The 19,148-nt window shown below is 43.1% G+C and carries 16 protein-coding genes; 9 read left to right on the top strand and 7 right to left on the bottom strand.

The genetic code is table 11. The features are described from left to right. Positions 1 to 447 precede the first annotated feature (447 nt). From IQR33_RS17875 to IQR33_RS17850, 6 genes are all read left to right on the top strand, one after another. Entirely contained in the window at positions 448 to 1,911 is a 1,464-nt protein-coding gene (locus tag IQR33_RS17875; protein WP_033905046.1) for a hypothetical protein, read from the top strand. 241 nt (positions 1,912 to 2,152) lie between these two features. After that, complete coding sequence (locus IQR33_RS17870; RefSeq protein WP_005378438.1) at positions 2,153 to 2,923, top strand: ABC transporter ATP-binding protein; 771 nt, start codon at positions 2,153 to 2,155, stop codon at positions 2,921 to 2,923. A gap of 83 nt (positions 2,924 to 3,006) precedes the next feature. After that, entirely contained in the window at positions 3,007 to 3,777 is a 771-nt protein-coding gene (locus IQR33_RS17865; protein WP_005378437.1) for an ABC transporter substrate-binding protein, read from the top strand. Between the two features lie 81 nt (positions 3,778 to 3,858). After that, entirely contained in the window at positions 3,859 to 4,599 is a 741-nt protein-coding gene (locus IQR33_RS17860; RefSeq protein ID WP_005378436.1) for an ABC transporter permease, read from the top strand. A gap of 3 nt (positions 4,600 to 4,602) precedes the next feature. Further along, positions 4,603 to 5,280 carry an ABC transporter permease gene (locus IQR33_RS17855; protein ID WP_005378435.1) on the top strand — a complete coding sequence of 226 codons (678 nt, stop codon included), beginning with the start codon at positions 4,603 to 4,605 and terminating at the stop codon, positions 5,278 to 5,280. Between the two features lie 154 nt (positions 5,281 to 5,434). Then, positions 5,435 to 8,158 (top strand): ImpA family metalloprotease, encoded by a 2,724-nt coding sequence (locus tag IQR33_RS17850; protein WP_193837458.1) that lies wholly within the window; start codon positions 5,435 to 5,437, stop codon positions 8,156 to 8,158. Between the two features lie 93 nt (positions 8,159 to 8,251). Here IQR33_RS17850 and xthA read toward each other — a convergent pair whose 3' ends face one another. From xthA to dinG, 5 genes are all read right to left on the bottom strand, one after another. Next, the gene (xthA, locus tag IQR33_RS17845) at positions 8,252 to 9,058 is read right to left on the bottom strand and encodes an exodeoxyribonuclease III (protein ID WP_005378433.1); all 807 of its coding nucleotides are present in this window, start codon (positions 9,056 to 9,058) and stop codon (positions 8,252 to 8,254) included. A gap of 95 nt (positions 9,059 to 9,153) precedes the next feature. Next, positions 9,154 to 9,318 (bottom strand): pleiotropic regulatory protein RsmS, encoded by a 165-nt coding sequence (gene rsmS, locus IQR33_RS17840; protein ID WP_005378432.1) that lies wholly within the window; start codon positions 9,316 to 9,318, stop codon positions 9,154 to 9,156. Continuing rightward, complete coding sequence (locus IQR33_RS17835; RefSeq protein ID WP_017820026.1) at positions 9,318 to 9,863, bottom strand: primosomal replication protein; 546 nt, start codon at positions 9,861 to 9,863, stop codon at positions 9,318 to 9,320. The genes rsmS and IQR33_RS17835 overlap by 1 nt, the downstream gene beginning before the upstream one ends. Next, complete coding sequence (locus IQR33_RS17830) at positions 9,860 to 10,645, bottom strand: sulfite exporter TauE/SafE family protein (protein WP_138940022.1); 786 nt, start codon at positions 10,643 to 10,645, stop codon at positions 9,860 to 9,862. The genes IQR33_RS17835 and IQR33_RS17830 overlap by 4 nt, the downstream gene beginning before the upstream one ends. 14 nt (positions 10,646 to 10,659) lie before the next feature. Further along, the gene (dinG, locus tag IQR33_RS17825) at positions 10,660 to 12,735 is read right to left on the bottom strand and encodes an ATP-dependent DNA helicase DinG (RefSeq protein ID WP_158156106.1); all 2,076 of its coding nucleotides are present in this window, start codon (positions 12,733 to 12,735) and stop codon (positions 10,660 to 10,662) included. A gap of 515 nt (positions 12,736 to 13,250) precedes the next feature. Between dinG and IQR33_RS17820 the strand changes: the two genes are divergently transcribed. After that, on the top strand, positions 13,251 to 14,330 hold the full coding sequence (locus IQR33_RS17820; RefSeq protein ID WP_005378424.1) for a porin: 1,080 nt from the start codon (positions 13,251 to 13,253) through the stop codon (positions 14,328 to 14,330). A gap of 76 nt (positions 14,331 to 14,406) precedes the next feature. Then, entirely contained in the window at positions 14,407 to 15,084 is a 678-nt protein-coding gene (locus IQR33_RS17815; RefSeq protein ID WP_017634732.1) for a DUF2057 family protein, read from the top strand. Between the two features lie 85 nt (positions 15,085 to 15,169). Here IQR33_RS17815 and IQR33_RS17810 read toward each other — a convergent pair whose 3' ends face one another. Then, the gene (locus tag IQR33_RS17810) at positions 15,170 to 15,871 is read right to left on the bottom strand and encodes a pseudouridine synthase (protein ID WP_017634731.1); all 702 of its coding nucleotides are present in this window, start codon (positions 15,869 to 15,871) and stop codon (positions 15,170 to 15,172) included. 311 nt (positions 15,872 to 16,182) lie between these two features. On the opposite strand from IQR33_RS17810, the gene IQR33_RS17805 reads away from it, so the two are divergent. Then, a complete protein-coding gene (locus IQR33_RS17805; RefSeq protein WP_005378404.1) occupies positions 16,183 to 18,408 on the top strand; it encodes an NADP-dependent isocitrate dehydrogenase in 2,226 nt (741 codons plus the stop codon). A gap of 185 nt (positions 18,409 to 18,593) precedes the next feature. Here the strand turns inward: IQR33_RS17805 and cspD are convergent, their stop codons facing one another. Further along, positions 18,594 to 18,812: a cold shock domain-containing protein CspD gene (gene cspD, locus IQR33_RS17800; RefSeq protein WP_005378407.1), complete on the bottom strand. Its 219-nt coding sequence runs from the start codon at positions 18,810 to 18,812 to the stop codon at positions 18,594 to 18,596. Between the last annotated feature and the right edge of the window lie 336 nt (positions 18,813 to 19,148).

The raw sequence follows: 19,148 nt of genomic DNA, 5'->3' as shown, positions 1-19,148 counted from the left end.
CTCATATATTTAAAAGTTATGAATTCTTCATTCAATTGTGTTAATCCGCATCCTGCGGCACGCTTATGCTAGCTATTGTTAGATTTGTTACACGTCGACACTGTGCCTAAGCATAGCTAATAACTTATTGTGTTGAGGCACAAAAAAAGCCTCATCTTTTGGCAGGAGTCTAGCAAGATAGCCATTTAGGGTGATTGATTTAGATCACTTTAAGAATGGTTGTGAAATAAAACTACAGAAAGTTTCTGGCATGCGAATGAGATGCGGAGATCTTGTGTAATTTCATTACACAAGTTGCATAAAATTAGAACTTTTTTTCCTTTTGCACGAGATGCAGATTAAATGTCAATATTCACGGTGATTATATAAAGCTGGCTTTATTCTTGCTTTGGACAGAGCAAAGACAATTTTTTGGCTAATCATTGCCGCTCAGTTTAGGAAAAAGACATGAAACAGCTTAAAGTACTGCCACTAGTGGCAATCATCTCAGGGTTAATGGTCGGTTGCGGCGGCGGTGGCGGCGGTGGCGGTGGTTCCACACCAAGAACTACATTCACTTTTACTTTTGCAGCTCCAAATGTCATTAGTGAAACAAATGCACAAAAAGACAGCTGTACTATTTACGACCGAAGAGTAGATGGCAACGGCATCGAGCAGGTATTGACCTATCAACCAGCCGTAAGTGCACAGCTAACAGGAGGTAAGGTCGTCGGTTTCTATTCAGACAAGAATGGTGTCCGTCAAGGCGACTTTATCTACCCATCAGGCACTACTTTGAAATTTGTTCTAGAAGACATTCCTGAGGACGGCTATTTTACTTATCAGTTGCTTGATGCTTCTGGAACAGTATTTACGGCAAACAGCTTCGGTCGAGATTTTTTAAAGGACAATAACCTTAGAAACTCAACGTTCTCAATGAATCGAGAGGCGGTGTCTGCTTGCAATAAAAATGGCAACTTCCGTAAGGCTACCCGAACTGACCTTAAATATGAAGCAACGGAGGCTGGTGGCTTAGAGTACAACTTCATATCTAAAATTGCGAAAGAGTCTAAGCCTACCTATTCTATTGATTCTTTGGATGTAAGAGCAATTGGTTCGAAGATGGAGTCGACAGTCGTGCTACAATATGCAGACGCAGCGAAAACAGAACTGCACCAGTATGGTATTCGCGATTGGTCGAGTGAATCACCATTGCCGTTGGTTGGCATGAATGGCTCTTCTCCAATCTTGAACCCAACACTTTTTAAATATGACACTTTAGACATCAGTGTACTTGTTGGTGATTACAACTACGAAGTTGCAGAGCTACCTATGTCAACGACGAAGTTCTACCACCCGCTTGAGCCAAAAACGGAAACTTGGACTTACAGTGTTGCAGCTGAAAAACCTATCAATGGTTGGACGGTAGTGCTGAACCAAAAGATGTATCAGGACGCAAATTGGGATATCTCAATTGATCCAAGCGCTTACTACAACCTAAATGCTCTGCCTGCGTCGCATGTGGTGAGAGGCTCAACTATTGATACTGGTTTTGCTTTCACTGACCAAGATAAAGGCTTTAGCCGCCTTGCATATCGTGCAGAGTCTAACTCTGGAACACTACACCGAGTAACACACAAGATATTTACAACTTTAGAGAGTGATGTCGTTGTTCCGGAGTTGTTCTACTACACATTCGATGACAGTGTGAAGCAAGATTTGAAAGTTTCTTCTAAAAGTGATTTCTCACAATCTATTGTCGTGGAGTCTGCTGAAGCAAACCTAAATAGCTATGACTTTGTTTCTCTTTTCTCTCATGGTGATGTGACCGATCTTAAAGTGGATCACGATGGTCTTGTGATCAGTGAAGTTGATTCTGAGAAGGTCAATACGAATGCTCAGAAATCTGATTTTATGGTATTGGTTAAGTAGCGTCTTAACACTTTTGTAAATTAATTAAGCCCCTTTGAAAGGGGCTTTTTTATATTTAATATTCAACTTTTGAAGAATATGTTGCTATATATTGCATATTAATTTGTCTATAGTATCTTTCTATTCGAATTATTTAGGTTAATAATTTGTTGCAAGTTTCAAAGGGCGGTGCTAATTTGTTCCAAATTAGAGAGGGCGGAGTCCCTTAATTGCAGTGACAAAAACACAGGGAGTAGGGCGCATGAATGATGTACCAGCGCTAGATATAAAAGACCTGCACAAAACATTTGGACAAAATGAAGTTTTAAAAGGCATTTCACTTGCCGCGCACAAAGGAGATGTTATCTCCATCATTGGCTCTTCCGGCTCAGGTAAGAGTACCTTTCTCAGATGTATCAACTTGCTAGAAACGCCTACCGCGGGCGAAATTTGGGTAAATGGTGAATTAATCCAAATGAAGAACAACAGAGCAGGTGAATCTGTTCCTGCTAATGAAAAGCAAGTCCAACGTATTCGCTCACGCCTGGCAATGGTTTTCCAAGGTTTCAACCTCTGGTCTCACCTAACCGTACTAGAAAACGTGATTGAGGCGCCTGTTCATGTCTTAGGCGTGCCAAAAGCTCAAGCGATTGAAAATGCAGAAGTCTTGCTTAAGAAAGTAGGCTTGTATGAGCGTAAGGATTATTACCCTGGGCACTTATCTGGCGGCCAGCAGCAACGTGCAGCTATTGCCCGTGCGCTAGCAGTTGACCCAGAGGTGATGTTGTTTGACGAGCCAACTTCTGCGCTTGACCCAGAACTTGTAGGAGAAGTTCTGGGGGTAATGAGAGATTTGGCAGATGAAGGGCGAACTATGCTGGTGGTCACGCACGAAATGGCGTTTGCGCGTGACGTATCAAACCATGTGATGTTTTTACATCAAGGCTTAGTGGAAGAACAGGGAAATCCAGCTAAGCTATTTACAAACCCGGATTCAGAACGATTACAGCAGTTTATCTCATCCATTTACTAATATTTGTTAGGCGGCAGACTATTGCCTCCTAAGCCAACACAACAAACAAAACGAAATAAAATAGCAATCACAGGAGTATGGAAATGAAAAAGTGGTTATTAGCAGCAACGATTGCTGCAACGGCAGTATCAGGTGTTGCCCAAGCGAAAGAATGGAAAACAGTTCGCTTTGGTATCGAAGGTGCTTACCCTCCGTTTAGCTGGACAGAAACTGATGGCTCAATAAAAGGCTTTGACGTAGACATGGCAAATGCACTCTGTGAAGAGATGCAAGTGAAGTGCAAAATCGTCGCTCAAGATTGGGATGGTATTATTCCTTCTCTGCTTGCACGTAAGTACGATGCCATCATCGCAGCAATGTCTATCACTGAAGAGCGCAAGAAAAAAGTCGATTTCACTGGCAAGTACGCACAAATTCCAAATAAATTTATCGCTAAGAAAGGTGCGGGTCTAGATTTTGATAATCTTAAAGATGTCAAAATTGGCGTGCAACGTGCGACGACACATGACAAGTACTTAACTGACAACTACGGCGATGATGTTGAAATTGTGCGTTATGGCTCTTTTGATGAAGCGTATCTTGATCTAGAAAATGGTCGAATTGCTGCTGTTTTAGGTGATGCTTCTGCTCTAGAAGAGGGTGTGATCAACAAAGCAGGTGGCGAAGCTTATGAGTTTGTTGGACCATCGTTAACCGATCCAAAATGGTTTGGCGAAGGTATGGGTATCGCTGTTCGTAAACAAGACAAAGATCTAACGAAGAAACTCGACGCAGCAATTATTTCACTACGTGAGAAAGGTGTTTACCAAGAAATTGCTGGTAAATACTTTAACTACGATGTGTACGGTGAATAAACCGTAATTAAGCGACCGTTGGCTTGTTCCTAGAAGTAGTCAACGGTCGATTTTTTGAGTTTAGGGATTAGGAACTCACCTATGCTAGATTTACAAGGATACGAAGCTTCGATTTTGAAAGGAGCTTTAGTAACAATAGAAGTTGCAGTGCTTTCACTCATTCTCGCCATGGTCTTAGGCATGCTTGGCGCATTAGCTAAGTTAGCACCTTACAAATGGGCAAGGGCGATTGCCACTCTTTACACCACAGTCATTCGCGGCATTCCAGATTTGGTTCTGATGATGCTAATTTTCTTTGGTGGACAAATACTTTTAAATAACAGCCTTTACTCCATCAACGAAACGCTCAACGAGTGGTTTGCCTCGAGTGATCCAAACCATGAATGGACGTCTTACTTACCTGATTATATTGATGTCAGCCCATTTATTGCTGGTGTACTCACGATTGGTTTTATCTTTGGCGCCTACATGGCGGAGACTTTTCGCGGAGCGATCATGGCGGTGGACAAGGGTGAATTAGAAGCGGCGAAAGCTTATGGGATGAGTTCTGCTTTATCGTTTAGAAGAATCTTACTTCCTCAGATGATTCGTCATGCATTACCTGGATTTGGTAATAACTGGTTAGTGTTACTTAAGACCACAGCGTTAGTTTCCATTATTGGTCTGGATGACATGGTGAGAATGAGCTCATTGGCAGCAGGTACAACGAAAATGCCGTTCACCTTTTACATGGCTGTCGCGCTCATCTTTCTATTTTTTACCAGCGTTTCGACCGGGCTACTCAAGCTTGTTGAGCGTAAGTTCAGTATTCATGCGAGGTAAGTTATGGACTTTTCTTTGATTATTGAAAGCTTTCCAACTTATCTTCAGGGACTTTGGACAACAGTTTGGTTAGTGGGATTAGCGTTGGTTATTGGCTTGTGTGTCTCTATCCCATTAGCCGTGGCACGCAATAGTACCAATTACGCTCTAAGCTTACCTTCTTGGGGATTCATTTACTTTTTCCGTGGAACGCCGCTATTGGTTCAGCTGTATTTGATTTACTACGGCATGGATCAGTTTTTCCCTGTGAAAGATACCTTGTGGGAGAACGCTTGGTTCTGTGCTTTGGTCGCTTTTATTCTGAATACATCGGCTTACACCGCAGAAATTATTCGTGGTGCGATTAATGGTTTGCCGAAAGGTGAGGTGGAAGCTGCGAAAGCCTATGGCATGAGTAAGTTTATGACATACAGACGTATTATCTTGCCGAGTGCATTGCGTCGAGCATTACCAGCTTATTCAAACGAGGTCATATTTATGCTGCACGGAAGTGCAGTCGCGGGCATCGTTACCATCATGGATTTAACTGGTGCTGCGCGTCTAGTTAACTCGCGCTACTATGCACCATTTGAGTCTTTCCTGACGGCGGGGCTGTTCTACATGGCACTGACGTTTATGATCTTGTGGTGTTTCAAAGTGGCAGAGAAGCGTTTCTTAGCTTATCTGCGTCCTTTAAGCTAATTATCAATAGAGGCAATAGCACCGGAATGGGTGCTATTGCTTTTGATAATTTTGTTATCTTCATTCCTATTTTTCCAGCCGATGTAAAAGACTCTTTCTTATTATTCATTAACTTACATTAACATTCGGTAAACTCATTGTTTAGTAAGTAAAAATGAAAAAAACAATTCTATCGTTGGGCATTGCCGCCTTAGCCACAGGATGTGGTGGGGGAGAGGGAGAATCACAACCTAATGCTCAAGTAAAACCAACGCCAGCTCCAGTTCAACAAGCTCTTGAAACTGGTAATGCACTGCTCGTTTCTGACCCGAGCGATTTCATTCGTGAAAGTCGTCAGGTTGTGGAAGCTCACAAGATGCAGTCGAATACGATCAAATCTGCAATTGCGAAAAACCTTTCAGGTCTTTATTGGGATCCAACCCATGATGCCGCGATCTTGGCACCTAAGTATGGCTTCAACGACACCATCTTGATGACCAATAAGGCCATGGTAAGCGGTTACAAAGATCAAGCTATGTCAATTGGCGTTGCCGGGGAAAAGTCTAATGGTCAACGTTACGCACTATTAGGGAGTAACCCATTTAGAACGGCACAACGTTTTCCCGACTCTTCCAACTCAGCGATGACGAAATGGTTAAGTAATCTGGTCACTTGGTTGTCGGGCGGAGTTACTTCAAACGTCGTCATCGCGCAAATGGACCAGTCTTATTACTTTCCGGATGAGCAAGCGACTCGGAATTGGCTGAAAGACAATGTTTCACAAGAGTTGGCGTTTAACGAGGCCAACCTATGCGATGGTTCGAAGCTACTTAGCTGCTTGCAAACCAATACTCCAAACTTATTGATCTTGTCACAGCATCTGCAATCTGGCGACACCAACCAACAAGTACTCGATGCTCTGGCATACGCTGAGCAAGCCCAAATTCCTGTTCTATACCTGCATTGGGATGGAGGACTAACTGAACTTGGCCGAGACATTTTGGAAAAATTCCATGTTGATTATGTGGGAGATAACTATTGGCGTAAGTTAGGCTTGGTTGATTGGGCGCCTTCATCACTCATGAACTTCGTGCCAGACTCTGTTGCTACGCAACAAGCGCTGTTGTCTCGTTTTGAATCTCAAAACTTCAATGTTGACTTGTCACAGTGTGAGGACAAATCTTGTCCTGACACTGCGAATATGGACAGTCAATTTTATGCAGGGGCAAACAGCATTCGCCATTGGTTGCAAAAGCTTGATGAACAAAAAGTAGATTTGTTTAATCAAAACGGCTACCAATACGAAAAACTCATGGTATTGTTGGCTGATCATTATCGTCAAACGGTTGTCTTCCCGATGGACAAACAATCAACCCAAACGACCGAATTCCTAAAGTCGTACTTTGCCGATTACGTGCAATACAACAGCCGAAGCGTAAACCCAAAACAACCAAATATGGGGAACTTCAGCCGTAGTGAGTTTAGCCCTGACATAAAGAGAATCAGTGCAACGATTAATATGGAATCAAAGCGTAACTTCCGTTCGACTGGTGTGTATGCGCTTCCTGGGGAAACTTTTACGGTTAAACGTAATGACAGCAATGATGTGGCGACTAAGATTGTCATCAACACTTTAAGAAGTGGTGCAACTCATGAGTTCAGCAAAGATGGATACACGCGACCAAAACTGCTGACTTCATTCGGCTATGAAGTGAAGCCGGGTGAAACCATCACGTTGACTTCTCCTTATGGTGGTCCAGTACAGGTTCACTTTGACAAAAATGATGTTCCGGTTGAACTGAAATTTAATCATGTGGCACAGCATCCAGTTTGGAGAAGTGAGAAGGATAACGACGCTTTTATTCAACAGTTAGAAGCCAATTTATTCGATTGGGCTGAGCTGATCACTCCTGGGTTTGAAGTACACTCAAAGCGCGACAAAATGTTGGAGTCGGTTAACGATAAAATGTGGTCTACCCCTTCGGAAATGGCGCTTGCAACAGAAGAATATGTTCACAACTACCCGCATGTGCTAGCAGGTTTCCAAGGGCCGGGCATAGATGAAGTGCCTGAAATTATTCAATACGCCCAAAACCAAGGTTGGGAAATCGCCAATATTGATATAGTGAAGCACATGAACGCTGACCAAGCGACGTGTGGTTATGGTTGTTCGGGTAACCCTTACGATGCTTATTGGTCATTCAGCCCACTCGGTCACGGTGATTTACATGAGCTTGGCCATGGTTTAGAAAAAGGTCGATTCCGATTTTCAGGCTGGGAAGGGCATTCAACGACCAATTACTACTCGTATTACAGTAAGTCTCGTTTCTTCCAGAATACGGGGAAAGTTTCAACTTGCCAAAGCTTGGATTTCAAAGGCCAGTTTGAATTATTGCAAGCTAGCCGAACTCAAGCGGATCCAAACGCATACATGGCAGCGCAAAATCAAACCAGTTGGAGTTGGGGCGCTCGTGTTTACATTCAAATGATGATGGCGGCGCAGCATGAAGGTGTGCTTAAAAATGGTTGGCATTTATTGGCGCGCTTGCACCTGATTGAACGTGAGTTTAACCGCTTAAAATCGGACGATGCGCTTTGGGATGAGAGACGATTGAGTATTGGTTTCGCCAACTACTCTCGGGAAGAAGCAAATAGCATCTCGAACAACGACTGGTTGCTTATTGCTCTGAGCTACATTTCTCAGCGAGATATGACTAACTATCTCGATATGTGGGGATTCTCGTTCACAGAAAAAGCGAAACAGCAGGTTGTGGCGCTGAATCTACCACCGATGCCGCTCACTTACTTTGCAAGTAGTAATACAGGCTACTGTCTGAACGAATTCGCTCAAACACCGATAAGTATTGATGGTCAAACGGTTTGGCCGCTGAACCAGTGATTAAATGGTAATTTGTATTAAAAAGGGAGACTGAGTCTCCCTTTTTATCGGACTAAGCTTAGCGTTGAGTCTCGCTTATAGCTTTGCAATATATTACTTAAATGTTGACCAGATTGGTGCGTGATCTGAAGGCTTCTCGATACCACGAAGCTCATAGTCGATACCAGATTCAATACACTTTTCCGCTAGAGAAGGGGTTGCCAAAATGACATCAATTCGTAGGCCACGGTTATCATCAAAACCGCGAGAACGGTAGTCAAACCACGAAAATTGATCGTTTACCTCTGGGTATAGCTTACGGAAGGTGTCCACAAAGCCCCAGTCTAGTAAGGTTTTCAACCATTCGCGCTCTTCAGGTTGGAATGAACATTTACCTGTTTTTAGCCAACGTTTACGGTTTGGCTCGCCGATACCGATATCTGCATCAATAGGGCTGATGTTGATGTCACCCATAACAATCAATTGCTCGTCGTTATTGTGATGATCGTTTAGGTAGGTCATCAGATCTTTATAGAATTGGCGCTTGTATGGGAATTTGGTTTCGTGGCTGATGTTATCCCCTTGAGGGAAATAGCCGTTTAGCACAGTGACCTTTTCGCCGTTTTCATTTAAAAACGTTGCCATGATCATGCGCTTTTGATGTTCCTCGTTATCCGTCGGGAACCCTTTTTGTACGTGTAGAGGCTCTTGCTTACAAAGCATTGCTACGCCGTAATGTGCTTTTTGACCATGAAAATACACTTTGTAGCCCATGGCTTCGACAGCTTCAATCGGGAATGCTTCATCGTGAACTTTAATTTCCTGAAGACCAATCACATCAGGTTGGTGTTTGTCGATTAGCGCTTGGAGTTGGTGCAGTCGCGCACGTAGTCCATTGATGTTAAAGCTGATTACTTTCATTATTTATCCTTTTTGGGGGCGTACTTTTTATGAATAGTATCATTGTGTAAGAGCACTGAAAACGAGTCTCGGTGAAAGGAGTGAAACGCTCTGAGCTACTTTGCTTTTAATTTGTTTTCTAAGTCGTTTTGCACGATCTTTAAAGCGTTAAGCGCAACTTCTGGATCTATCTCATTGCTCTCAAGCAAATAGATTAAATCGACAGCCAGTTTGATCTCTTCAGGTGCGTCATCTAAAGGCGAGGTTGGTTGATCAGCCATTATTGATGTTTTTCCCTATGTGTAATTTGGTTCTCTAGCTTAAGAAGTGCTGTTTCACAACGCGCTAAACGTTGCTCGGTTGCTAGTAATACTTTTTGAGCGTCGGCACGCATAAAACTAGGAGCGCTTTCGACAGCACGTTCTTTTTCTAACACCATCTCGCGCAAGCGTCTTGCCCACTCTTGATGTTGAGCGAGCTCCTGATAAAGCACGTTGATAGGCTTACGGAAATGGCTGCTATGTTTGATTTCATTCTTACGAATTTTAGTGGTAGAAATCTCGCGTTGAATCGCACCGATTTGCGCCACTAACCGTTCAGTGAGGTACTCAGCACGCAAAGCGGTGAGCTTACCTTCATTTTGCTCACGCACAATCGCACCCAGCGTGGCTTTTGCTTCTTTTACGCAAGGAGTAAGTAAGCGAGAGCGGCAACCAAATAAACGCTCATCAAAAAGCGGAACATGATGTTCGCCTCTTTGACGGTCAAGAACAGCGGCTTGCTTCGCCATTTGTTCTAGATTTTCCTGGAGTTGAGAAATGTTCATGACAAACCTACAAACCATGCGTCATAAGCCAATTTAATAGCTAGTATGCTGACGACAGTAACAAATACAGGACGAATGAATTTAGAACCAAATCTAATAGCGGAGTGCGCGCCAACAAAAGCACCAGCCATTAAACATACTCCCATTGTTAAGCCTAGCACCCAGTTGATGTGTCCGAGGAATGCAAAAGTGATCAAAGAGGTAAAGTTACTTGTAAAGTTCATTGCTTTTGCTAAGCCAGAGGCGAGCAAGATATTCAGCCGGTACAGCGCCATTGAACTTACTGTCCAAAAAGCCCCAGTTCCAGGCCCAGCGAGTCCGTCGTAGAATCCGATTGATAAGCCTTGTATGTACTGTTTTTTATGAAGTTTTGGGCAAGGCTCGGGGATTGGACTTTGATGAGCAGAGTGGGGCGTTTTATGAAAAACGGTATACAACGCTGCCGCCAAAATAACAAGTGGCAATCCTTTTTCCAGCCAATCCGTACTAATCGCATCTACAAATAGCGTACCTAATGTCGCTCCGACGAGTGTCGCCACGAATGCACGCCTCCAGCATTGAGGCTTGAATAGACGTTTTTTGTAGTACGTAAATGCCGCAGTAGAAGAAGCAAAGGTAGCGGCAAGTTTATTGGTGCCTAGTGCAATATGAGGCGGCAAGCCCAGCGACAGTAGAGCAGGTACGGTAAGCATGCCACCACCACCGGCAACTGCATCAATAAATCCAGCGACAAAAGCGACAAGCGCCAACACCAACAGCATGGTTGGCTCAATCATTTCCATAAATGGTGATTCTTCTAATATTCTATTTTACGTTTAAATGGAGGTAGTGAGTCGATTAAGGCTTGTCCGTATCGCTTAGTGACTAGGCGTCGATCAAGAATCGTTACTCTACCAGAATCTCTCTCTTTACGCAGTAAGCGACCTACGCTCTGGATCAGCTTTTTGCTTGCGTCAGGTACAGTTATTTGCATAAACGGGTTTCCTCCTTTTTTCTCAATGTATTCGGAATGAGCCTGCTCAACAGGGGAGGTTGGAACGCCAAATGGAATTTTTGTAATCACCAAGTTTTCAAGTAATTCGCCAGGTAAGTCTAGCCCCTCAGAGAAACTGCCAGTACCAAATAAGATGCTGGTTTTATTTGATTCTATTAACTTTTTATGTTTTTTTAGAATTTCTTGACGTGAGCTTTCACCTTGAACTTGCAACGCCCAGCCTTTTTTTATGAACTCCGAAGAGAGTGCCTTCGCGACTTGGTTCATCTGCCAATAGGATGAGAATAATGCTAAGTTGGCTTTCTTGTCTTCCAAGTACTTAGGCAAGATCTCAATAAGATATTCAGTAAATTGAGGCGCTGGTGGTTCATATTTCATCGCAGGGATGAGTAATTCTGCCTGGTTTTGGTAATCGAATGGTGACGCAAGCGCTAAAAACTGTGTGCCTGATTCTGGTTTTCCATCAATACCAACCTGATGGCAAAAGTAATGGAAGGAGTTTAATGCACGCATCGTTGCGGAAACCAAAATGGCGCCAATACATCTGCTCCAAATCTGTTGGTCGAGTTGCCATCCAATTTCAAGTGGCGAAACACTCACAATGAAATCACCCTCGCGATCAGGGTGGGTTTCTAACCAGCGAGCTAAAGGCGCACCTTTTTCACGAGCTGGTTCAGCCATTAAATGCCATACTTGCGCTAGGTTTTCTAACCTTTGAATGTAGAAACCGAGCTCTGCAAGCGCTGGTTCAGCCAACCTTGTCGCAAGCTCCCCGTCTTTTACTCTTTCCGCAATAAGGTCGGCAATTTTTGCCACACTCTGATTTGCTTTTTTACTGAACTGTTTTAGTTCTTTGGATTGGTTCTCTAACCACTCAGGTAGTTCACCGTGTTCGAAGCGGTAGATACCCTCTTCAAATTGAGCTGGGTCGAACTGTTTGGGCAATTGAGTCAGTGCCGGTATCAAGTTCTGAACCGCGTCTTGAAGGTCGTTGCGAAATCGAGCTACGCGTTTCTCGTCTGCGAGTGATGAAAACTTACTAATCGACTGATTTAACTTCTCAAGCCATGCTGCCGCGCCTTTTAAACTCGCAGATGCTGAAGCATGGTCACGAGCGACGTGAGGTAAGTGATGTGCCTCGTCGAAGACGTATATTGTATTTTCTGGCTCAGGTAAAATCACGCCGCCACCTAAATCTGCGTCTGCCATGACGAGAGAGTGGTTAGCAATGATGACATCGTTTTTATCCAACTCTGAGCGCGCTTTTTGGAATGGGCAGCCGCGGTGGCCTGGTAAACTGTTATTGCAACTGTGTTTATCACTGACAATCAGTTGCCAAAGCTTATCGTCGATGGGTTTAGGCCAAGAATCACGGTCACCGTCCCATTTACCTTGCGCAAGAGAGCGATGCATTGTTTCTAACAGCTCTATATCTTTTTGCTTAGGTTTGGTTTCAAACATGGCTAACTGGCCACCATCAGCACCGCTAGCAGTAGCGAGCTTTTCTGCACAACAATAGCGTTGACGGCCTTTTGCCAAAATAAAAGAAAACTCTCGGTCGGTAATCCGACGAAAAAGAGGGAGGTCTTTATTTATGAGCTGCTCTTGCAGAGCGACGGTCGCCGTTGAGATAACCACTTTTCTATTGTTATGTACAGCCACGGGAATGGTCGCCATTAGATAGGAGAGCGATTTACCAATTCCAGTCCCTGCTTCTGCAACGAGTATTCGGTTAGATTTGTGATACTGACCGCACAGCGTTTTTGCAATCTCTGCAACAAGGTAGTTTTGTGCTCTTCTAGGCACAAAGTTATCAAGTTGATCTTGAAGGTTTTGATAGCTATTACGAATCGATTTTTGAATGTTACTGGTCAGCATACGGGCCTCAAATGCGTTGGAGGCGAATAGTAGCACACATCACTAGTTGTACAGTAGTTCACAAAACGGAATGCTTTTATAAGGAATGTAGATCTCCTTCACAAAAAAATATTGAACCTTATCTTAATGAAATTAATTTCATTATATGAAAAATATAAAACTCCAACTTGGTCTGATTTGTGGGTTTTTATTCTTTTTTTTGTTTTTTTAAATTTACTTATTGGATTAAAAAACCATTTGTTAATAATTTTGTAAATTACAAATAATAATGGAGATTGGTTAGATGTTCGTCGAATAAATAAAGGTAAACTTATCAAGTTGTTGTTTTATAATGGTATTTTGTTTTTTTTACATTGGTATTTAGAAAATTTGACAGCCAGAATAATCTTTTGCACTCTTAGCTCCAGATTTTGAGGAGGTGCTGTATAACGTTTTGTTAACGCTCTACCTCAAACATATAAAAAAAGGGAACCGGACAAGGATATCCCGAACTAAGAAAAGGCAGTGGATTAATTATGAAAAAAACTCTATTAGCACTAGCTGTAGTTGCGTCTGCAACTTCAGTGAACGCAGCTGAAGTATTCAAATCTGAAGAAGGTTCTGTAGATTTCTACGGTCAGCTACGTCCAACTCTTCTATTCACAGAAAAAACTGATCACACAGCAGAGCTAAACACTAGCTCTTCTCGTACTGGTGTGAACGCGGTTTACGTTGTTGACGAAAGCCTAAAAGTTCTGGGTGAAGTTGAAATCGGTGTTGCTCTAGGTGACAACTACGACGCAGGTGCTGATTCAAGCGAGCGTACAGATGACTCTGTATACGTACGTCGCCACATCATCGGTTTTGATATGGGTGATATGGGTACTCTTCGCTTCGGTAAAGAAGGTACTTGGGCTGATGACGTATACTTCGCAGATTACTCTTACTTCTTCGGTGGTAACGCAGCGGAAACTGCATACGGTCACGCTTGGAACAACGATTCTCAAATCAAATACGCTTACGAAAATGACGCGTTCTGGCTAAAAGCTGGTTACGCGCTAGGCGAAAAAGATTCTAACGAAGAAGTACTAGAAGTATTCGTTGGTAAATCTTTCAACGACCTATCTCTACACGCTGGTGTACTTACTGCGAACAACGACATCAACGTAACTAAAGAGAAAAAACTAGTTCTTAATGGTGTAGAGCAAACAGTTTCTCACACAGAGCGTACTGATAACGAAAACCTATCTTTTGAAGTAACTGCTGAGTACGCATTAAACGAGCACACTCTAGGTGCTACGTACTACTACAACGAAAACGAAGATAAGCTAGGTAAATCAACAGTTGATTCACACTACATCGTTGTAGCTGGTATGTTCGCTGTTGCTCCTAAAACAACTCTATACTCTGGTTACGAGTACCTAGCTCAGTCTACTGACGAAGCAGGTAAAGTAGACGCAGACTCTTCTTGGTTCTACGCTGGTGTTGAATACAAGTTCTCTAAATGGGCACGTGTATTCGCAGAAGCGGGTTACACTTTCGAAGGTACTGACTTCGACAACAAAGACACAGACGACGCAACTAACTTCGGTGTTGGTGCTCGTTTCTACTGGTAATCAATACCCAGTTTGATATTGTAAGACCCAGCTATATGCTGGGTCTTTTACTATGAAGATAAGGATGAAAAATTCTATGCAGTTATCATTAAAAGTGGCAATGGCACTGTCTATTTTTGCCAGTACAAACCTCTACGCTGCAACGACTTTAGTGGTTCCAGAAGACGTGAAGTTATTGGCCGTCAACATGGAGAAGCCAGATCTAGAAGGTGGTCTTTTTTCTAGTGAGAAGACAATCGAACTACCTGACGGAACGAATCAAATTGTCTTCAAATATCAACCTACATTCGAAATTAACGAAAACCTTAAGACGGTTTACAGTGATGTAATCGTTGCTAAATTTGATGCTGAAAACGAAAAGCTAACGTTTGAACTGCCAGAGTTTAAAACTCTTCGCCAAGCGCAAAACAACATCTCGCCTCTAGATTGGCAATTACTGGATACCAAAGGCCAACCTATTGCTTTGGTCGAAGATGTATTAGAGTCAGATGGTGTTCAAATTGGTCGTAATTACCCTCAAGAATCTCGCAACTACAATATTGCTGGCGGTATCGCGAGTGTTGCCGTTAGTTATGTAACTGTGAATCAGCATCAACAATCAGTAAGTGATATCGAGCCTCGAGTTGAGACTAGTGATACCCGTTCAACAGCCGCATCGAACGACAGCCCAATGGTTGATGTATTAAAGACGATGTACCAGAAAGCGTCTCCGGCGGAAAAAGAGGCCTTTAAAAACTGGCTTGCTGAGCAGTAATCCCTTAGTTCATTAGATAGGGCTTAACTGAAAAAGTACGAATCTAAAAAGCAGGCTTTAAGCCTGCTTTTATCTTTTCTGCTTATTAGAGAGAGATTTCTCTCCATTCACCAGGCATTAGGTCGTTAAGGACGATATCACCCATCGAATGACGAATGAGGCGCAAAGTAGGGAAGCCAATGTGCGCAGTCATGCGACGCACCTGACGATTTCTTCCTTCAATAATGGTAATGGCTAACCAAGTGGTAGGGATATTTGCGCGAAAACGAACCGGAGGCGTTCTGTCCCAGACTTGTGGTTTTGGAATAACTTCAACTTCGGCTGGTAGAGTCATACCATCTTTTAGCTCTACTCCCTTTCTCAATTTTTCAAGATCTTGCTCCTGAGGAGCGCCATCAACTTGAACCCAATAAGTCTTCGGCGATTTTGACTTTGGCTGCGTTAGCTTCGCCTGCAAGATGCCATCGTTAGTGAGTACCATCAAACCTTCGCTGTCTCGGTCCAATCGGCCAGCCGCATAGACATTTTTGATTGGGATATAGTCCGCTAACGTTTTGCGACCATCGCCATCGGTAAATTGACTGAGCGTATCGTAAGGCTTATTGAAAATAATGACTTTACGATCTTTAGGGGCCACTTTTGGCTTTTGGCTTTTTGTTGGGCGATTAGGGCGGCGGTCTTGCTGAGTACGAGTCTTCGAGCCATTGCGAGCTCCTGAGTGTTTAAAATGGCCCGTTTTAGACTGGTTACGACTGCGACCTTTTTCCTGACCTGTACGAGATGACATGTTAACTACCCTGCAAAAATGTAAATGAACTGTGTTTGAAAGTTTTAAGTTTTCTCATGATCGGATATGATTTGCGCGCCTAAAACTAACAAACGCGCACAGAATGATAGACTAATTCGTGTTATTTGTTTAATTATATCAGTGCACTCATGGATTCAGAGCTTAGAGCTTCAAACTACAACAAAGAGTGCGAACCGCATGTGGCGTTAGTGAGGAGACATGTACTGCTAACGTGCAGCAATGCGTCAATTAAACCAACTCAGACGCTGAGTTGATCAGCCAACAAGTTGATTAAAAAATAGGGAAATTTCATGCCTACAGAAAAACCTACAATTATCTACACCATCACTGATGAAGCGCCGGCGCTAGCAACTTATTCATTACTACCAATCATTCAATCATTCACAGCATCGTCTGGCATCAATGTAGATACTCGTGATATTTCACTAGCAGGTCGAATTATCGCTAACTTCCCAGAGCATCTAAAAGAAGAACAGCGCATTGGCGATGCGTTGACTGAGCTTGGTGAACTAGCTCAAACTCCAGAAGCAAATATCATCAAGCTACCTAACATTTCAGCTTCAGTTCCTCAGCTTAAAGCGGCGATTAAAGAGCTTCAGGCGAAAGGTTACGATTTACCAAACTACCCAGAAGAGCCGAGCACGTACGAAGAGAAAGCGATTAAAGCGGCTTACGACAAAATCAAAGGTAGTGCGGTTAACCCAGTACTTCGTGAAGGTAACTCAGACCGTCGTGCTCCGACTTCGGTTAAGAACTACGCGAAGAAAAACCCACACTCAATGGGTGCATGGTCAGCAGAATCTAAGTCTCATGTTGCGAGCATGTCAGACAATGACTTCTTTGGTAGCGAAAAGTCTACAACTATCTCTGGTGCAACAGAGGTCAAAATCGAGTTTGTCGGTAATGATGGTACAGTTAAAGAGCTTAAGTCTGCGTTCCCATTACTAGATAAAGAAGTCATTGATACTTCAGTAATGAAGAAGAAGGCGTTGGTTGAATTTTTCGAGAAAGAGATTGCTGAAGCGAAAGCGCAAGACGTGCTGCTGTCTCTTCATATGAAAGCGACGATGATGAAAGTTTCTGACCCTGTCATTTTCGGTCATGCAGTAAAAGTTTACTACAAAGACGTTTTCGATAAGTACGGTAAGCTGTTTGAAGAGCTAGGCGTTGATGTAAACAATGGCATCGGTGATGTTTACTCAAAAATTGAGTCTCTACCTGAAGCGCAAAAAGCAGAAATTGAAGCGGCCATTCAAGCGGTTTACCAAACTCAACCAGAACTTGCGATGGTTGACTCTGATCGTGGTATCACAAACTTACATGTACCAAGTGACATTATTGTAGATGCTTCTATGCCAGCAATGCTTCGCTCTTCGGGTCAAATGTGGGGACCAGATGGTAAACAAAAAGACACCAAAGCGATGATTCCAGATCGTAGCTACGCAGGTATTTACCAAGCGGTTATTGATTTCTGTAAAGAGCACGGCGCATTTGATCCAACCACTATGGGTAGCGTACCTAACGTTGGTCTAATGGCTCAGAAAGCTGAAGAGTATGGTTCTCACGACAAGACATTCATTCTAGACGCTGCGGGTACTGTTCGCGTTGTTGATGCTTCAGGTAACGTACTGTTAGAGCAAGCGGTTGAAGAAGGTGATATCTTCCGTATGTGTCAGGTTAAAGACGCACCAATCCAAGATTGGGTTAAACTAGCAGTGACTCGCGCACGTGCAACAGGTGTTCCAGCTGTATTCTGGCTAGATGAAAACCGCGCGCACGATGCTGAGCTCATCAAGAAAGTAAACGCCTACCTACCAGATCACGATACTGACGGTCTAGAGATTAAGATCCTATCTCCTGTTGAAGCTTGTAAGTACTCACTAGAGCGTATGAAAGCGGGCCTAGATACTATCTCTGTTACAGGTAATGTTCTTCGTGACTACCTAACAGACTTGTTCCCAATTCTAGAGTTAGGTACGTCTGCTAAGATGCTATCTATTGTTCCATTGATGAACGGTGGTGGTCTATTTGAAACAGGCGCTGGTGGTTCTGCTCCTAAGCACGTTCAACAAGTAGAAAAAGAGAATCACCTTCGTTGGGATTCTTTGGGCGAGTTCCTAGCGCTTGCAGCTTCGTTAGAGCATTTAAGTGTAGCGACAAACAATCCTAAGGCTCAGGTTCTAGCAGATACACTAGATAAAGCGACCGGTGAGTTTTTAGACACCAATAAATCTCCGTCACGCAAAGTGGGTGAGCTAGATAACCGTGGAAGCCACTTCTATCTTGCACTTTACTGGGCGAAAGCGCTTTCAGAGCAAACGGATGATGCGGATCTTGCTGCTGAATTTGCACCAATTGCAAAAGCGCTGTCAGAGCAGGAAGAAACGATCGTTGCTGAGCTAAATAATGCGCAAGGCGTGAAAGGTGAGCTAGGAGGTTACTACTTACTAGACGATGCATTGGTTTCTAAATTGATGCGTCCAAGCGAAACCTTTAACGCAATCATTAACAAGTAAGTTAGTGTTAAAAAACACGTCGTTTTCGGCGTGTTTCCTATCCTGTAAGTGCGTTGTAAGTGTTCCTTTTGTAACACGTGCTCTAAATAGTAAGAAACCCGCTATCTTGGCGGGTTTATTTTTCTCTTCAAAACATCAACGTGGTGTTTCGAGAGCAATATTTTTATATTTCGACAGCGCTCTAATTATTTGGCTTGGCCTTCAAGAGGCACGACGCTACTCGCGTGACAGCCTTTGGGACCTTTTTCAATCTCGTAAGAGACTTGTTGGCCTGCTTTCAGTGTACGATAACCGTCCATCTGGATAGTTGAGTAGTGGGCAAAGATATCTCCCTCTTCTTCATCTGAACAAATAAACCCAAATCCTTTGGCATTGTTAAACCACTTTACTGTACCTGTAGCCATGCTTTACATCCCTCATGCATTTTTTACTGATGTTGTTACTGCAACCAAGTTATACCTTTAACTTGGTACTACCATTGTCAGCGAATGCCAACAAACGTCAAATCAATGATAAGTCACATTCATCAAACCACTTAAAGAAGAGAGGTTTCAAAATGATGATTTATGCATCGACACTTTCCACTGTAGTCAATGAATTTCGACAGTCAATAGCAGTGAGCAACAAACAGAAACATAATTGAAAACAAATCACTTTTGAGATTAACAAATTTGCAAACAGTTTTTCGTATATACGCAGAAGTTTAGTCAATTTGCCTATGAAGTGGTTCATACTGAAAG

It is taken from the genome of Vibrio sp. OPT46 (assembly GCF_015163535.1).
GTDB classification, from domain to species: domain Bacteria; phylum Pseudomonadota; class Gammaproteobacteria; order Enterobacterales; family Vibrionaceae; genus Vibrio; species Vibrio alginolyticus.
The sequence above is the reverse complement of the archived record's forward strand: the minus strand, read 5'-3'. Positions and strand labels throughout refer to the sequence as shown.

What these genes read in the sequence shown, in the direction of transcription:
- IQR33_RS17875 (WP_033905046.1), top strand. Translation starts at nt 448, where the DNA reads ATGAAACAGCTTAAAGTACTGCCACTAGTGGCAATCATCTCAGGGTTA.
- IQR33_RS17870 (WP_005378438.1), top strand. Translation starts at nt 2,153, where the DNA reads ATGAATGATGTACCAGCGCTAGATATAAAAGACCTGCACAAAACATTT.
- IQR33_RS17865 (WP_005378437.1), top strand. Translation starts at nt 3,007, where the DNA reads ATGAAAAAGTGGTTATTAGCAGCAACGATTGCTGCAACGGCAGTATCA.
- IQR33_RS17860 (WP_005378436.1), top strand. Translation starts at nt 3,859, where the DNA reads ATGCTAGATTTACAAGGATACGAAGCTTCGATTTTGAAAGGAGCTTTA.
- IQR33_RS17855 (WP_005378435.1), top strand. Translation starts at nt 4,603, where the DNA reads ATGGACTTTTCTTTGATTATTGAAAGCTTTCCAACTTATCTTCAGGGA.
- IQR33_RS17850 (WP_193837458.1), top strand. Translation starts at nt 5,435, where the DNA reads ATGAAAAAAACAATTCTATCGTTGGGCATTGCCGCCTTAGCCACAGGA.
- xthA (WP_005378433.1), bottom strand. Translation starts at nt 9,058, where the DNA reads ATGAAAGTAATCAGCTTTAACATCAATGGACTACGTGCGCGACTGCAC.
- rsmS (WP_005378432.1), bottom strand. Translation starts at nt 9,318, where the DNA reads ATGGCTGATCAACCAACCTCGCCTTTAGATGACGCACCTGAAGAGATC.
- IQR33_RS17835 (WP_017820026.1), bottom strand. Translation starts at nt 9,863, where the DNA reads ATGAACATTTCTCAACTCCAGGAAAATCTAGAACAAATGGCGAAGCAA.
- IQR33_RS17830 (WP_138940022.1), bottom strand. Translation starts at nt 10,645, where the DNA reads ATGGAAATGATTGAGCCAACCATGCTGTTGGTGTTGGCGCTTGTCGCT.
- dinG (WP_158156106.1), bottom strand. Translation starts at nt 12,735, where the DNA reads ATGCTGACCAGTAACATTCAAAAATCGATTCGTAATAGCTATCAAAAC.
- IQR33_RS17820 (WP_005378424.1), top strand. Translation starts at nt 13,251, where the DNA reads ATGAAAAAAACTCTATTAGCACTAGCTGTAGTTGCGTCTGCAACTTCA.
- IQR33_RS17815 (WP_017634732.1), top strand. Translation starts at nt 14,407, where the DNA reads ATGCAGTTATCATTAAAAGTGGCAATGGCACTGTCTATTTTTGCCAGT.
- IQR33_RS17810 (WP_017634731.1), bottom strand. Translation starts at nt 15,871, where the DNA reads ATGTCATCTCGTACAGGTCAGGAAAAAGGTCGCAGTCGTAACCAGTCT.
- IQR33_RS17805 (WP_005378404.1), top strand. Translation starts at nt 16,183, where the DNA reads ATGCCTACAGAAAAACCTACAATTATCTACACCATCACTGATGAAGCG.
- cspD (WP_005378407.1), bottom strand. Translation starts at nt 18,812, where the DNA reads ATGGCTACAGGTACAGTAAAGTGGTTTAACAATGCCAAAGGATTTGGG.